Annotated in this window: 7 protein-coding genes; 3 read left to right on the plus strand and 4 right to left on the minus strand. The window is 70.2% G+C overall.

Annotation, left to right across the window (positions count from 1 at the left end; all coding sequences use genetic code 11):
- Positions 1-7: 7 nt before the first annotated feature.
- Complete coding sequence (locus MFF01_RS17330; RefSeq protein ID WP_238227339.1) at positions 8-2,488, minus strand: putative bifunctional diguanylate cyclase/phosphodiesterase; 2,481 nt, start codon at positions 2,486-2,488, stop codon at positions 8-10.
- A gap of 92 nt (positions 2,489-2,580) precedes the next feature.
- On the minus strand, positions 2,581-4,725 hold the full coding sequence (recG, locus tag MFF01_RS17335) for an ATP-dependent DNA helicase RecG (RefSeq protein WP_238227340.1): 2,145 nt from the start codon (positions 4,723-4,725) through the stop codon (positions 2,581-2,583).
- 215 nt (positions 4,726-4,940) lie between these two features.
- On the opposite strand from recG, the gene MFF01_RS17340 reads away from it, so the two are divergent.
- Together MFF01_RS17340 and mfd are read left to right on the plus strand one after the other, a co-directional pair.
- Positions 4,941-5,234 carry an FAD assembly factor SdhE gene (locus MFF01_RS17340; RefSeq protein WP_091969628.1) on the plus strand — a complete coding sequence of 98 codons (294 nt, stop codon included), beginning with the start codon at positions 4,941-4,943 and terminating at the stop codon, positions 5,232-5,234.
- A 105-nt stretch (positions 5,235-5,339) separates the two neighbouring features.
- The gene (gene mfd, locus MFF01_RS17345; RefSeq protein ID WP_238227341.1) at positions 5,340-8,939 is read left to right on the plus strand and encodes a transcription-repair coupling factor; all 3,600 of its coding nucleotides are present in this window, start codon (positions 5,340-5,342) and stop codon (positions 8,937-8,939) included.
- A 146-nt stretch (positions 8,940-9,085) separates the two neighbouring features.
- On the opposite strand, the gene MFF01_RS17350 is transcribed toward mfd, so the two are convergent.
- Positions 9,086-9,427 (minus strand): response regulator, encoded by a 342-nt coding sequence (locus MFF01_RS17350; protein WP_238227343.1) that lies wholly within the window; start codon positions 9,425-9,427, stop codon positions 9,086-9,088.
- A gap of 293 nt (positions 9,428-9,720) precedes the next feature.
- Complete coding sequence (locus MFF01_RS17355; RefSeq protein ID WP_238227346.1) at positions 9,721-10,929, minus strand: AMP-binding protein; 1,209 nt, start codon at positions 10,927-10,929, stop codon at positions 9,721-9,723.
- 517 nt (positions 10,930-11,446) lie between these two features.
- Between MFF01_RS17355 and MFF01_RS17360 the strand changes: the two genes are divergently transcribed.
- Entirely contained in the window at positions 11,447-12,208 is a 762-nt protein-coding gene (locus MFF01_RS17360) for an invasion associated locus B family protein (RefSeq protein ID WP_238227349.1), read from the plus strand.
- Positions 12,209-12,270: the final 62 nt, after the last annotated feature.

Here is a 12,270-nt window from a genome sequence, read left to right on the forward strand (position 1 = left end):
GGCCGGATCAGACCGCGCGTCGAACGGGCACCGTCTCGACGGCCGCCTCGCCGATCAGCCACCGGGCCCGGCCGACGGGCATCGGCCGACCGAACAGGAAGCCCTGGACCTCGTCGCACCCGGCCGCCCGCAGGCGCTGGAACTGCCCGTCCGTCTCGATGCCCTCCGCGGTGGTGAGGATCCCGAGGCTGGCCCCGAGGTCGACGATGGCCCGGACGATGGCGGCGGCCTCCGGATGGGTCTCCATCTCGCTCACGAACGAGCGGTCGATCTTGATGCGGTCGAAGGGGAACGACCGCAGATAGCCGAGCGACGAATAGCCCGTTCCGAAATCGTCCATGGCGATGCGCGTGCCCAGCGCCCTGAGCTGGTGCAGGGCCGCGAGGTTGGCCGCGTTCTCGGCCAGAAGCACGGTCTCGGTGATCTCGAGCTCGAGGCGATCCGGCGCGAGCCCGGTCTCCGCCAGCACCCGCCGCACCGTGTCGACGAGACCGCGATTCCGGAACTGGACCGGGGAGAGGTTCACGGCGACTCGCAGGGGTGCCGGCCAGGAGGCCGCTTCGGCACAGGCCGTGCGCAGGATCCATTCGCCGATGGGGTCGATGAGGCCGGTCTCCTCGGCCATGGGGACGAACTCGGTGGGGGAGATGAAGCCGCGCTCGGGGTGGCGCCAGCGCAGGAGCGCCTCGAACCCCGCGAGCCGCCCGGAGGCGGCCAGCAGCACAGGTTGATAGTAGATCTCGAGACCATCCGCCGCGAAGGCGGCGCGCAGATCCTGCTCCAGGGCCCGCCGGGTCTGGATCTCGGCCTCCATCGCGAGGGTGAAGCAGTGATGCCGGTTCCGGCCGGCCCCCTTGGCCCCGTAGAGGGCGAGATCGGCGTTGCGCAGCAGTCGATCTGGGTCGGTGCCGTCCTGCGGCAGGCGCGCGACACCGATGCTGACGCCGACGCGGACCTCCTGCCCCTGGATTGCGAACGGCCGGCTCACGGCCTCGATGAGGCGGGCCGACAGGGCCCCGGCCGAAACCTCGCGCTCCGCCAGGATCGCGAATTCGTCGCCCCCCATGCGGGCGATGAGGTCTCCGTCCTCCAGGCACGCCGCCAGGCGCTCGGTCACGCCACGCAGCAGGTCGTCTCCGGCGGAATGACCCAGGGTGTCGTTAACGGTCTTGAAGTGGTCGAGGTCGAGGAACAGCACCAGGGCCCCGGTGCCGGTCTGCCGCTGGCGGACGATGGCATCGCCCAACCGCGCCCGGAACAGGACGCGGTTGGGCAGGTCGGTCAGGGCGTCGTGGTGCGCCATGTGGGCGATGCGCGCTTCGGCCCGGCGGCGCTCGGTCACGTCGATCACCGCCGTCAGCACGGCGGCACGGCCGTGAACATCGAGGACCCGCTCGAACAGCGTCACCTCGATGCGCGACCCGTCCGCCCGCCGGTGCGTCCGCGGCGCGGTGGGACCGTAGAGCTCGTCCGGGGCCGGCACGGGGCCGGTGACCATGGGCTCGAGGTCAGCCAGGGTCATGCCGTGGAAGCGCTCGAGGCTGTAGCCGTAATGGGCCAGGGCCGCGTCGTTCACCGCCAGGAAGCGATGGGTGTCGCGATCGATCAGCCACATGGGCAGGGGGTTGTTCTCGAACAGGAGGCGGGCGGACGCCTCGCGGGCCTTGAGGTCCCCGACATCCACGAAGGTCAGGGCCAGGAGTTCGCCGATGCAGCCGGCCTCGATCTTGAGGTGCAGCTCGCACCCGTCGCCCCCCGTCAGGCTGACCTCGAAGACGTCCCGGCGCTCCGACGCGATGACGCCGATCAGGCGAGCGAGGACGTCGCTCTGGGTCAAGCGCGCGGAGACCCGGGTCAGGCGCTGCCATTGCAGAGCGGAGATGGTGGTGCCGAGGAGGCGAGCCGCCCCCTCGTTCGCCGCCACGACCTTGAAATCGCTCACCCGCCCGTTGCCGCTACGAATGGTGCTGAGGGCCAGCATCCCCTGGTCGGTCGCCCCGAACATCGCCTTGACGAGATCGTAGCGGGACTGGGTGCCGACGAGGCTGAGGAGCACCAGGGGCGCCTCGTCCAGGCGTGTCAGGGGCAGGCCGAGGAACTCGATGCTGGTGACGATCCCGTCATGGACGCGGTCGCACCGCGTGCGAGCCGGGCCACGAAGCGCCAGGGCCCGTTCCACCACTTCGTGCAGGGGCTGGCGGACGTCCTCGCTGAGGTCGGTGACGGCGAAGCGCTGAATCGCGGGTGTCTCGCCCCCGCGCGGAGCCCCGAAATCCCGATTGAGCCAGGCGAGGAAGCGGGCGCCGCTCCACAGGATGTCGTGCGGTTGCCCCGCCTGGGTGGCGACGAGGGCGGCGTGATCGGCGTGGCGTCCGAGATTGCCGAGAACCACGGCCTCGTAGGAGGGAAGGTCCTCACCCGGCCGTCGCGCCGCCTGCCAGCGCTCGATCAGGGACGTGGAACTCAACCCTGTGCTCTCGATCGGCATGGTCCCCAATCTCGTTTTCCGGGGCGACCCGTAACCCCGAGACGTTGACGCCAAGTTCATGAGCCAACTCACGAATTTGGCGGGATGGGATCCTATCCGGCGCCGAGGAGCCGGATCGCGGCGTCGCGCTCGAACAGGTAGAGCAGCACCCGCAGGGCCTGTCCGCGTGGGCTCTTCAGACCGGGATCGCGCTGGACCATGAGTTGGGCGTCGTCGCGGGCGACCTGCAGCAGGGCGGCGTCGCTTTCGAGGTTGGCGAGACGGAAGGCCGCCATGCCGGACTGGCGGGTGCCGAGGACCTCACCTTCGCCGCGCAGGCGCAGATCTTCCTCCGCGATGCGAAAGCCGTCCTCGGTCTCGCGCATCATCTCCAGGCGCGCCCGCGAGACCTGTCCGAGGGGGCCGCGATAGAGCAGGAGGCAGGTGGACGCGCGTGAGCCCCGGCCGACGCGGCCGCGCAGCTGGTGGAGCTGGGCGAGGCCGAATCGCTCGGCATGCTCGATGACCATGATGGTCGCCTCCGGCACGTCGACGCCGACCTCGACCACGGTGGTGGAGACGAGGATCCGCGTCTCGCCCGCCGCGAACCGCTCCATGGCGGCGTCCTTGTCCGGCCCCGGCATCTTGCCGTGGATGAGGCCCACCGCGTCGCCGAAGCTGTGACGCAGATCCTCGAACCGCTCTTCGGCCGCCGCGAGATCGACGAACTCGGATTCCGCCACGAGGGGACAGATCCAGTAGACCCGGTCGCCCGCCGCCAGCGCCCGGCCCAGGGCCGCCACCACCTCGTCGAGGCGATCGGTGGAGACGAGGCGGGTGACGATGGGCTGGCGCCCGGCGGGCTTCTCGTCGAGGACCGAGACGTCCATGTCGCCAAAGCAGGTGAGCGCCAGGGTGCGGGGGATCGGGGTCGCGGTCATCACGAGGATGTCCACGGCCTGGCCCTTGGCGCCGAGCGCCAGGCGCTGGTGGACGCCGAAGCGGTGCTGCTCGTCCACCACCGCCACACCGAGATCGGCAAAGACCACGCTGTCCTGGAACAGGGCGTGGGTGCCGACCACGATGTCGACCTCGCCCGCCGCGAGGGCGGCCAGCGTCGCCCGGCGCTCGGCCGCCCGGTCGCGCCCGGTGAGGAGGCGCAGGCGCAACGTCCCGGCCATGGGGCCGAGGCGCTCGAAATGCTGGCGGGCGAGGATTTCGGTGGGGGCCATCAGGGCGGCCTGCCGGCCGACCTCGATGGCGGACGCCATGGCGAGCAGCGCCACCGCCGTCTTGCCCGAGCCGACATCGCCCTGGAGCAGGCGCAGCATCCGCCGGTCGGAGGCGAGGTCGGCCCGGATCTCCGCCACCGCCCGTTTCTGCGCGCCCGTGAGCCCGAAGGGCAGGGCGGCCTCGATCCGGTCCACGAGATGACCGTCGCCGGCATTGGCCCGGCCCGGCGCGCGGCGGTTGCGGGCGCGTAGGAGCGCGAGCGCGAGCTGCGAGGCCAGGAGCTCGTCGTAGGCGAGGCGCTGGCGGGCGGGCGGGCGCGGGGCAGCCGCCGCCCCCTCGGGCACGGGGGGCGGGGCGTTCTCCGGGCGGTGCTCGGCCCGCAGGGCGTCGGCGAAGGCGGGCCAATTTTCGCGGGCCAGCCAGGCCGGATCCTGCCACTCGGGCAGCACCGGCAGGCGCTCCAAGGCGGCATGCGCCAGTTTCGAGATCGCCCGGGAGGTCAGCCCCTCCGTGGCGCCGTAGACCGGTTCCACGGCGGGGAGGGCGGCGAGCGCCGCCTCGTCGATGATGCGCGAGGGATGCACCATCTGGCGATGCCCATCGTAGAGGTCGATGCGGCCGGTGATGTAGCGGTGGGCGCCCAGCGGCAGCATCTTCTCCACGCGGGGGCCCGGCATGCCGAAGAACACCAGGGTGATGTCGCCCGTGGCGTCCTCCACCAGCACCCGGTAGGGCCGCCGGCCGGCACCCGGCTGCGGCGGACGATAGCCCGTCACGGTGACGCCGAGCGTCACCGGCTCGCCCGGCGGCGCCTCGGCGATGGAGCCGAGCAGCTTTCGCACCACGCCGCCCTGGGGCAGGTGGAACAGCAGATCGACGATGCGGGCGGGCTGCTCCGGGGTACCGAGCAGGCGCTCGATCATCGGCGCCATCTTCGGGCCGATCCCCGGCAGGCCGCGCGCGGGCGCGAAGAGCGGATCGAGGATGGCGGGGCGCAGGGGGGCGGGGCGGGCGTCGTCGGTCATGCGGCTCGGGCGAGGGCGGTTTTCGCGGACGCTACGGCGCCTGTCTTAAGAGGTTGGCGCAGGCACCGGGCGGGATGGTGACGCGGCGCGGGGCTTCTATATACATCCTGGACGGACCGGTCCCGGTGCGGATGCCGCATCGGACGGACCGGGATCCTTCGATCCGAGGATCCCGAGATCCTGTCATCCCCGGATCGCAGCATCACAGGCAACCCATGTCCGGAACCACCCGCACCAGCGCGGACCTCGATCCGCGCCGCCGCCGCACCCTCTTCCGCGCCTGGCACCGCGGCATCCGCGAGATGGACCTCATCATGGGCCGTTTCGCCGATGCGGAGATCGGAACCCTGACGGACGAGGAGCTGACCCTGTTCGAGGCGCTCATTGAGGTGCCCGACCGCGACCTGTTCCGCTGGCTCACGGGCGAGGACGAGACGCCGCAGAACTACGATACCCCCGTGTACCGCCGCCTCAAGGCGTTCCATAAGCACGACGCGCCGATTCATTAGGGCCTACGCGCCCACACGGATCAGCCTTTCCACCCTCGCTCCCTTCCCTGAAGGGCGAGGGCGCGGTGCGCATCGTCCACCGAACGAGTTCAAATCACCGACCCGATGGCCAAACCTCAGCCCAAAGCCCCCGCGCCCGCCCCGAAGCCCCCCGTGGCGCGCTTCGCCCTGCCGAAATCCGGGCCCCTGGCCCGGGCGCTGGAGGCGCTCAAGCGCGGCGACAGCCCGACCCTCGCCAATGTGCCGGAAGGGTTCGACGCCGTCGTGGTGGCGGACCTCGCCCGGGCGCTCAGTCGCGGCTTCGAGGGGCCGGCGGTCCTCGTCCACGTCGCGCGCGATTCCGGGCGCTCGGCGGCCTTCGTCAACGCCCTGAAGTTCGTCGCCCCCGAGATCGAGACGATGAGCGTGCCGGCCTGGGATTGCCAGCCCTACGACCGGGTCTCGCCCAACGCCGCCATCGCGGCCCAGCGCATGACGGCCCTGTCGCGCCTGTCCCGCTCGCGCTCGTCGGAGGAGCAGCCGCGCATCCTCTGCACCACCGTCAACGCCCTGATCCAGAGGGTGCCTCCCAGAGAAAAGATCGCCGTCGAGACCTTCTCGGCCGCCATCGGCAACGTGGTGCCGATGGATCAGGTCACCGCCTGGGTCGAGGCCAACGGCTTCCTGCGCACCGGCACCGTGCGCGACACCGGCGAATACGCCGTGCGCGGCGGCATCCTCGACCTGTCGCCGCCGGGGCTGCCCAACCCCATCCGCCTCGATTTCTTCGGCGACACCCTCGAATCGATCCGCGCCTTCGATCCCGAGACCCAGCGCACCATCGGGCAACTGCGCTCCCTCGATCTCGTGCCCATGAGCGAGGTGCAGCTCACCACCGAGACCATCCGGCGCTTCCGCCAGGGCTATATCGGCAGCTTCGGCGCCGCGACCCGCGACGACCGGCTCTACGAGACCATCAGCGAGGGCCGGCGCTACGCCGGCCTCGAACACTGGATGCCCCTGTTCTACGACCACCTCGACACCCTGTTCGACTACGTCGCCGGGGTGCCGATGGTGTTCGACGCGCAGGTGGACGAGGCGGCGGGCGAGCGCCTCACCCTGATCCGCGATTATTACGACGCCCGCGCCGAGGCGATGAAGACCCCGTCCCCCGGCGTCGCGCCCTACAAGCCCCTCAAGCCCTCCGCCCTCTACCTGACCCCGAACGAGTGGCGCGACCGGGTGGCGGCGGCGTCTGTCGCCCGGCTCTCGCCGTTCGCGATCCCGGAGAGCCCGGAGCGACTGACCATCGACTGCGAGGGCAAGGCCGGGCGCACCTTCGCGGCCGAGCGCGCGGACGAAGCCGCCAGCGTGTTCGACGCGGCGGTGGCCCACGTGAAGGATCTCCAGGGATCCGGTCATCACGTGATCCTCGGATCCTGGTCCGACGGCTCGCGCGACCGCCTGTGCAGCGTGCTCTCCGATCACGGGTTGAAGAAGCCCATCGCCATCAACACCCTCACGGCGGTGAACGCGCTCAAGCGCGGCACCGACGTTGCGGTGGCGGTGTGGGGCCTCGAATCCGGCTTCGTCGTCGACAAGCTCGCGGTGATCTCGGAAGGCGACATCCTCGGCGACCGGCTGGTGCGCCAGAAGCGCAAGGCCAAGCGCCCGCAGGACATCATCCTGGAGGTGCAGGCCCTCCAGCCCGGCGACCTCGTGGTCCATGCCGACCACGGCATCGGCCGGTTCGTCGGCCTGAAGACCGTGACGGCGGCGGGCGCCCCCCACGATTGCCTCGAGATCCAGTATGCCGGCGGCCTGCTGCTCCTGCCCGTGGAGAACATCGAACTCCTGACGCGCTACGGCTCGGAGGACGCGGAGGTCGCCCTCGACCGGCTCGGCGGCGGCGCCTGGCAGGCCCGCAAGGCCAAGATGAAGAAGCGCATCCTCGAGATGGCGGGGCAGCTCATCAAGGTCGCGGCCGAGCGCTTCGTGCGTCAGGCCCCGCGCTTGGCGGCGCCGGACGGGCTCTACGGCGAGTTCGCCGCGCGCTTCGCCTTCAACGAGACCGAGGATCAGGCCAACGCCATCGACGCGGTGCTGACCGACCTCAATGCCGGCCGGCCCATGGACCGCCTCGTCTGCGGCGATGTCGGCTTCGGCAAGACCGAGGTGGCCCTGCGCGCCGCCTTCGCGGGCGCCATGGGCGGCAAGCAGGTGGCCGTGGTGGTGCCCACCACCCTGCTCGCGCGCCAGCACTTCCGCACCTTCGCCGAGCGCTTCAAGGGGCTGCCGGTCAACGTCGCCCAGCTGTCCCGCTTCGTGCCCGCCGCCGAGATGAAGCAGAACCGGGCCGGCATCGCCGCCGGTACCGTCGACATCGTGGTCGGCACCCACGCCTTGCTCGCCAAGAACGTCGCCTTCAAGGATCTCGGCCTCATCATCGTCGACGAGGAGCAGCATTTCGGCGTGGCGCACAAGGAGCGCCTCAAGGCGCTCCAGGCGGATGTCCACGTGCTCACCCTCTCGGCGACCCCGATTCCCCGCACCCTGCAGCTCGCCATGACGGGAGTGCGCGAGCTCTCCATCATCGCGACGCCGCCGGTGGATCGCCTCGCCGTGCGCACCTCCGTAACGCCGTTCGATCCCCTCCTCGTCCGCGAGGCGTTGCTGCGCGAGCGCTATCGCGGCGGCCAGTCGTTCTACGTGGTGCCGCGCATCGAGGATCTCGCCGAGGTCAAGCGCTTCCTCGACCAGGAGATGCCCGAGACCAAGGTCGCGGTGGCCCATGGCCAGATGGCGGCGGGCCAGCTCGAGGACGTGATGACGGCCTTCTACGAGGGCAAGTTCGACGTGCTGCTCTCGACGACGATCGTCGAATCCGGCCTCGACATCCCCACCGCCAACACCCTCATCGTCCACCGGGCCGACATGTTCGGTCTGGCCCAGCTCTACCAGCTGCGCGGCCGTGTCGGGCGCGCCAAGGCACGGGCCTACGCCCTGTTCACGACGCCCGCCAACCGCACCCTCACGGTGCAGGCGGAGAAGCGTCTGAGCGTGCTCCAGACCCTCGACACCCTGGGGGCGGGCTTCCAGCTGGCCTCCCACGACCTCGACATCCGCGGCGCCGGCAACCTCCTGGGCGATGCCCAATCGGGGCACATCAAGGAGGTCGGCTACGAACTCTACCAGCAGATGCTGGAAGACGCGGTGACGGCCCTGAAGGCCGGAATCGAGGAACCCGTGGAGGAGGCGTGGTCGCCCACCATCGCGCTGGGCGCCCCAGTCACGATCCCGGAGCATTACGTCGAGGACCTCACCGTGCGCCTCGGCCTCTACCGCCGGCTCTCGACCCTCGAGAACGATGCCGAGATGGAGAGCTTCGGGGCCGAGCTCATCGACCGATTCGGGCCGCTGCCGCCGGAGGTTGAGCAGCTCCTCAAGATCGTCACCATCAAGATCCTGTGCCGCGACTGCAACGTCGAGAAGGTCGAGGCCGGCCCGAAGGGCGTGGTGATCCACTTCCGCGACCGGTCGTTCGCCAATCCGCAGGGCCTCGTGGCTTTCGTCGCCGGTCAGGCCTCCTTCGCCAAGGTGCGCCCGGACATGAGCATCGTCTTCATCCGCGACCTCGATTCGATCCCCGAGCGGCTCAAGATCACCACCACGATCCTGCGCGAACTGTCCAAGATCGCCCACGCCAAGAAGGCCAAGGCCGCTTGAACGGACAAGGCCACCGGAACGCGAAACGGGCGCGCTCGCAAGCGCGCCCGTCAATCTGAACTTTCTGTTTTGGGATCGAGGCTTACAGCCGGACGCTCGTGCCCTGTCTCAATGCCGCGACGGCGCGACGCGGCCGAACGAAGGTCTCAGAGATCGGGTTCGTTGAGGACGTAGGGGCCGATTTCACTCTGCAGATCGATGCGCGTTCCAGCTTGGCCCGCCATCACCTCGTCCACGACGATGACCGGGATGCCGGCATGGCGCATCTGCTCGCGCAGGCGCTCCGACAACGCGGCGTAGGCGGGATCGCGGGAGGATGTCTGAAGCAGGACGGCGGCCGGGCGCGCGATCACAGCGAGCACGTCCTGCGCGGCCTCCAGGGAAGCCGTGACACTGGCATAGCCGAGCTCAGCGAGCTCCGCGGCCAGCGAACGGTCGATGGCGCGGTGGCCATCATCGACAACGAGAACCTGTTGCAGCGCACCCATGAGCGTCAGCGGTAATCCATCCCTCGTCCCATGGAAAGGGACCCGTGTGACAACACACATGACGGGATTTGGTTCGCCGGCGCGAAAAGAAGGACTTTCGTAACGTTTGATCGGTTGAAAGCCCATCGGGCGGGTATCGATCCCTCATCGATCACATTGGAAAAATTCTACAAGCGCTTGTTGCAAAACGGAAATTTACAAATCTTCAGCGATTCGTTCACCCGTCCGCAAAACAAACTTCGATTTTATGACGATTCGCGTCCGTTTCCGCCCGGAGGAGCGCTGCGGTGGCGTTAATCGCGGACGATCTGCGTGGCGCGGTCGGCCTCGACGAGGGTTCGGAAAGGCGAGGGCATCCACTCGTCGATGAAATCCGGCTGGGGGATGCCGCGCTGCAGCGCTCCCGCGTGACAGGCGCGACCGCGGAAGGCGAGGGCGCCGTCGGGATCGCGGCGCAGGCTCATCAGGGTCGACAGGGGATTGGCGCGCTCGGGTGCCGCCAGGATCAGGGCGACGTCGCCATCGGGGCGCGCTCCCGTGAGCAGCGCCGTCTCCTCGAAGGCGACCACGTCGATCACCGTGGCCCCGTGCGATCGCGGGGAGAGCCGGTGCGGCGGCAAGCGGGCCGGGGCGCGGTGGGCCAGGACGATGCTGGCCACGGTCGCGGGGAGGCGGCTCGCGGCGAGATTGGCCTCCAAGGGCGCCGGCACCACGAGGTGAGTCGTCACCGGCCGTGCCAGGGCTTCGGCGAAGCGCGCCGCGTCGAACATCGGCAGGGGTTCGAAGCTCGCACCCGCCATCAGGGCGGCGCCGAGGCCGGTGACGAGGCCGCGCAGATCGCTGCCCGGCAGGAGGGTGAGGAGGCGGTCGCCCGGTGCCATCCGGGCGGTGACGCAATGGGCGGCGATGGCCGCCGTGAGGGCCTCGACGGAGCGGTGCATCGGCCGGGCGGGATCGCCGCCGGCGAAGGTCACGACACCACCCGGTCCCGGAGCGAAAGCCCCTCCGGGCCGCTCGACCACCATGGCGTCGAGGTTGATCACCCCATCGGGCACGTCCGGCCCGAAGGACGCGAGGTAACGCAGGCCGAAATACCGCGCGGCCACCCGGCGCATACGCTCGGCCGGACGGGCCGTGCCGAAACGCGATTGGGTCAGGACCGCGCTGATGCCGGCGGCCTGGACGGCGGCGACGAGGCCGTCCTCGTCGAGGAGGGCGGGCAGGAGCACCGGCACGTGGCCGGCCGCTTCCACCGACAGGATGGCGAGCGCGGCCTCGACGCCGTCCGATACGGCGACGCCGATCCGGCTCTCCGTCGGCAGGCGCCAGCCGCACAGGCCGCCAGCGAGGCGCGCCACGATCTCGGCCGCCGTCCCGTACGTCCAGACGATGGCCGGCCGGCCGCTCCAACCGGGCTTGCCCGGCGGATCCACGAGGGCGATGCGCTGCGGGTGGGCGTGGGCGGTGGCGGCCAGGAGAGCGCACAGGCGCTGCGCGCGCAAGGGGAGGCCGGGTGCATCGGCCGCTGGACCCGGAGGGCCCGCGTCCGGGCTCACCAGGGCGGGACGGGGCGGGGCCGGGGAGCGAGGCGCGGTGGCCTCGGTCGCGAAGCCCGATGGGGGGGATGAGATGGCTTGCTGCGCCGACACGTGCGCTTAAACTCCCGCTGCCCTCCTTTCATGAAGGTTTAAGGTTAATCCGGCCTTAAGAGGCAGGCCCGATCGACCCATTGGACGGCCCGAACCGGGCCGGTGTCATGTCTTCGCCGCATTCCGGAGGAAAGCAGGCCGCGCAATCGTTCGGGCGAGATCGGGACCCTCCCGATATCCCGGCGTGGGGCTTCGAGCCGGCCAGGGCCGGGTTCGTCGTCACCGTCCGGTTTCGCGTTCGAGCACCCACCGGGACCCCCTGTCCCGGTCGCGAGTCCGCAACACGCCAAATTCGCCCGCGCCGAGTCCATTCACGCGACGCCAAGTTCGTTGAATTCCAAGTTCGTTGAATTCCAAGGGGTCTGACCTGATGTCCTTCGCCAACCGTCCCGCGCGCCCGCTGCGCATCGCCGCGTTCCTCGCCCTGGCGGGTCTTGCCGGACCGGCGCTCGCGCAGAACCCGAAGGCCAAGCCGGCGGCCCCGACGGCTCCCGCGCCAGCGGCTCCGGCCGCGCCCGCCGCAGGTGGCATGGCGCAGCAGCAGACCGGTCCTCAGACCGTCAACGTGAAGTCCGAGCCGTCCCAGACCGAGTGGACCAAGGTCTGCGGCAAGGATCAGGCGAGCGCCACGGACGTCTGCTACACCACCCGCGACTTCGTCTCCGACCAGGGCCAGCCCGTGCTCGCCGTCGCCGTCTACGACATGAAGAACGCCCAGCAGAGCGTGCGCGTGGTGCGCTACCTGCTGCCGCTCGGCCTGCTCCTGTCGCCGGGCATCCGCTTCACCGTCGACGGCCAGCAGGCGACGGCGGGCAAGTTCGCCGTCTGCTTCCCCAACGGCTGCTTCGCCGAGGCCGGCGGCGTGAGCAACGACGTCGTCAACGCGATGAAGAAGGGCACCACCCTCAACGTCAGCGTCCAGAACCAGACCCAGCGCGAGGTCACCTTCGCGGTCCCGCTCGCCGGCTTCGGTAAGGCCTTCGACGGCCCGGCCATCGATCCGAAGGTGCTGGAAGAGCAGCAGAAGAAGCTCCAGTCCGAGCTGGAGAAGCGCAGCGACGACATGCGCAAGAAGCTCGAGCAGCAGAACGCGGCCGGTGCCGCCGCCCCGGCCACGGCGCCCAAGCCCTGATCCCACCCCCGATCGTGGCCCGGCCACGATCGGATCGACATCCAGACGAGAAAGGCCGGGCG

The organism is Methylobacterium adhaesivum, assembly GCF_022179065.1.
GTDB classification, from domain to species: domain Bacteria; phylum Pseudomonadota; class Alphaproteobacteria; order Rhizobiales; family Beijerinckiaceae; genus Methylobacterium; species Methylobacterium adhaesivum.